This window comes from Streptomyces alkaliphilus (assembly GCF_014141535.1).
Taxonomy (GTDB): Bacteria; Actinomycetota; Actinomycetes; order Streptomycetales; family Streptomycetaceae; genus Streptomyces; species Streptomyces alkaliphilus.
Genome location: NZ_VKHT01000564.1, coordinates 1 through 3435, shown reverse-complemented (window position 1 = coordinate 3435; position 3435 = coordinate 1). Strand labels below are relative to the sequence as shown.

The 3435-nt window shown below is 70.0% G+C and carries 2 protein-coding genes and 1 pseudogene; 1 reads left to right on the top strand and 2 read right to left on the bottom strand.

Translation table 11 applies throughout. From position 1 onward, the window contains the following. Positions 1–7 precede the first annotated feature (7 nt). A complete protein-coding gene (locus tag FNQ90_RS16745) occupies positions 8–379 on the bottom strand; it encodes a WhiB family transcriptional regulator (protein WP_228454586.1) in 372 nt (123 codons plus the stop codon). Between the two features lie 392 nt (positions 380–771). On the opposite strand from FNQ90_RS16745, the gene FNQ90_RS16740 reads away from it, so the two are divergent. After that, positions 772–3099: a transglycosylase domain-containing protein gene (locus tag FNQ90_RS16740; RefSeq protein WP_182607122.1), complete on the top strand. Its 2328-nt coding sequence runs from the start codon at positions 772–774 to the stop codon at positions 3097–3099. A 19-nt stretch (positions 3100–3118) separates the two neighbouring features. On the opposite strand, the pseudogene FNQ90_RS16735 reads toward FNQ90_RS16740, so the two are convergent. Beyond that, positions 3119–3403 (bottom strand): annotated as a pseudogene (locus FNQ90_RS16735) (GatB/YqeY domain-containing protein); the annotation flags it as partial. Positions 3404–3435 lie beyond the last annotated feature (32 nt).

The following is a 3435-nucleotide window of genomic DNA, read 5'->3' as shown; positions in this document are numbered from 1 at the left end:
GTCGTGCTCAGGCCACCCGGGCCGGGCCCGCCCCGGTGCCGCCCGCGCCGGTCGACGCGGTGCGACCGGGGGCGACCCCGCCGGGGGCACCGAGGCCGAGCGAATGTTCGTACTCCAGCTTCGCGGTCTCCAACAGCTTCCGCCACGAGGTGACGGTGGGGCGACGGCGCAACAGCGCGCGGCGCTCCCGTTCGGTCATCCCCCCCCAGACCCCGAACTCGACGCGATTGTCCAGCGCGTCGGCGAGGCATTCCGTGCGCACCGGGCATCCGGTGCACACCACCTTGGCCCTGTTCTGCGCGGCCCCCTGGACGAACAGTTCGTCCGGGTCCGTCGATCGGCACGCCGCCTGCGTGCTCCAGTCGGTAACCCAGCCCATGCCGGTGCCGTCCTCTCCCGAATCGAGGCTCCCCCACGGCGGCAAGTGGCATATTCACCCCTGCCGGTTGAGGACGTTACGGAAGGTGGGCGCGGCACAACACCCCCGGTGGGCCTAAACTCGAATGACCCATTTGGACTATGCCAAGACTCGATGTCACCCATTCGGGTGAGCGTGCGCCCCTGCCGACGGGGCGACAAAGCGGTCATTCGGCGTGAACGGCCATTAAATTTCTCGGCCGGGGAGGGGCGGGGCCCTCCGCGATTCGCGCGATGGAATCACTCCAAAGAGTGATTGCCGGGTTGACCTTCACGTGATTGTGTGGGACACGTGACCAGAGTAGGCGAACACCCGGGCGCCTGTCCGACGTTTCGCCGCGTACGCTGGCGGTCATGGGAGCGAAGCGACCGGGCGGTGGGCTGACCACCGCTCAGCAGGCGGCGAAGTTTCTGGGGGTCAGCGTCCTGGCGGGGGCCGTGCTGGCGGGGCTCGCCCTGCCGGCCGTGGGTTCCCTCGGGCTCGCCGCCAAGACCACCATCCAGGGGTTCGACGAACTCCCCGTCAACCTCACCCGCCCCCCGCTGAGCCAGAAGACCACCATCCTCGACTCCGAGGGCGGCAAGATCGCCGAGGTCTACGCCCGCAACCGCACCGTCGTTCCCATCGAGGAGATGTCCCCCTACCTCCTGGACGGCATCGTCGCCATCGAGGACGCCCGCTTCTACGAGCACGGCGCCATCGACCTGCGCGGCGTCCTGCGGGCCCTCAACCGCAACCTCGAAGAAGGCGGCACCGCCGAGGGCGCCTCCACCCTCACCCAGCAGTACGTCAAGAACGTCTTCGTCGAGGCCGCCGGTGACGACCCCGAGGCCGTCGCCGCCGCCACCCAGCAGACCATCGGCCGCAAGATCCGCGAACTGAAGTACGCGATCCAGGTCGAGGAGGAACTCGGCAAGGACCAGATCCTCGAGAACTACCTCAACATCACCTTCTTCGGCCAGCAGACCTACGGCGTCGAGGCGGCCTCCCAGCGCTACTTCTCCAAGCCCGCCTCCGACCTCGAACTCCACGAGGCCGCCCTGCTCGCCGGCCTCGTGCAGTCCCCCAGCCGCTACGACCCGGTCAACTCCCCCGACGAGGCGCTCAAGCGTCGCAACACGGTCCTCAACCGCATGGAGCAGGTCGGCGCCATCACCGCCGAGGAGTCCCGCGAGGCACGCGGCCGTGACCTGGAGCTGGAGTTCAGCAGCCCCCGCAACGGCTGCATCACAGCCACCCGGGACGCCGGCTTCTTCTGCGACTACGTCCGCCAGGAGTTCCTGAGCAACCCCGTCTTCGGCCAGAGCGAGGAGGACCGGCAGGCCCGCTGGACCCTCGGCGGCCTCACCATCCGCACCACCCTCAGCCCGCAGGCCCAGACCGCCGCCGCCGAGGCCGCCAAGGCCGGCGCCAACCCCGACGACGATGTCACCGCCGCCGTCGTCCAGATCCAGCCCGGCACCGGCCACATCCTCTCCATGGCCCAGAGCCGCCCCTACGGCCTGGACGCCGAGGCCCACCAGACGCAGCTCAACCTCAACGTCTCCAGCGAGATGGGCGGCACCAGCTTCGGCTTCCAGCCCGGCTCCACCTTCAAACCGATCACCGCCGCCGCCGCCCTGGAGAAGGGCATCAGCCCCGCGCAGGTGTACGCCACCGACTTCGAGATGGAGATCGAGGAGAAGGAGTTCAGCACCTGCGAGGGAGGCCCCGCCGGCACCGAGCTGTGGGAGCTGAAGAACGAGTCCCAGACCATGACCGGTGCCTGGGACATGACCGACGCCCTCGGCCGCTCCATCAACACCTATTTCGTGCTCCTGATGCAGGAGGCCGGTCTCTGCGAGACCGTCACCATGGCCGACAAGCTCGGGGTCCGTCGCGGCGAGGGTGAGGTCCCGCTGTCCGCCTACCCGAGCGTCACCCTCGGCGGGCAGGAGACCACCCCGCTGATGATGGCCAACGCCTACGCCACCTTCGCCAACCGCGGAACCCACTGCGAGCCCGTGGCGATCCTCGAGGTGACCGACGCCGAGGGCGAGAGTCTTCCCGTTCCCGAGTCCGAGTGCGCCCGGGTCATGTCCCAGCGCACCGCCGACACCGTCAACATGATGCTGCAGGGCGTCGTCGAGGACGGCACCGGCGCCCAGGTCGGCCTCAGCGGTCGGGACAACGCCGGCAAGACCGGTACCTCCGACAACCGCCGCAACGTGTGGTTCGTCGGCTACACCCCCGACCTGTCCACCGCCGTCCGCGTCGGCGGCGACACCAACCTGCTCGAGATGGTCAACGTCACCATCGCCGGACAGTTCTGGGAGAAGGCGGGCGGCGGCAGCGTCGCCGGGCCGATCTGGCGCAGCGCCATGCAGGGTGCCCTGGAGGGCGTGCCCGCCACCCCGTTCAACCACGTCAACGTCCCGCGCGGCGACACCGACGAGGCCGAGGAGGACGACGGCGACGACAACGGTGGCGACGGCGACAACAGCGAGAACCGGAACGGCGGCGCCCCGCCCCCCGGTGACGGCGGCACCGGTGAGGACAACGGTGGCTGGGAAGGCGGCTGGGGCAACCCCGGTGATTGGGGCGACCCCGACGAGTGGGACTGGGGCAACGCCAACGAGGGCTGGTCCGGCTTCATCGGAGGCAACCGGGGCGGAGGCAACCGGGGCGGTGGCAACGGCTGACCCGCCCGCCGGACACCACACGCGGCAGGTACTCCGCCAGCACCTCGCCCTCCGCGCGCTCCCGCGCGGCCTGCTCCGGGCGGTCACCCCGGTCGAACGCCTCGGCCGCCTCCCGCCGCTTCTTGGCCTCCCGCGTGATCACGGTCAGTACCTCGGCGTCGGAGAGCTCGCGGGCGGTGGTCCCGGCGACCTCCTCCTTGGTGATCGCCGCCAACGTCATGCGCAGCGTCGCGGACCGCAGCTCGTCACGGCCCTTGATGGCGGCCGTCAGATCGTCGTGCAGTCGCGTCTTGAGGGTGCTCATGGGGTCATTCCTATGGGGAGGGGAACGGGGGG

Excerpts from the sequence above, each read along its gene's own strand:
- FNQ90_RS16745 (WP_228454586.1), bottom strand. The coding sequence starts at position 379 with ATGGGCTGGGTTACCGACTGGAGCACGCAGGCGGCGTGCCGATCGACG.
- FNQ90_RS16740 (WP_182607122.1), top strand. The coding sequence starts at position 772 with ATGGGAGCGAAGCGACCGGGCGGTGGGCTGACCACCGCTCAGCAGGCG.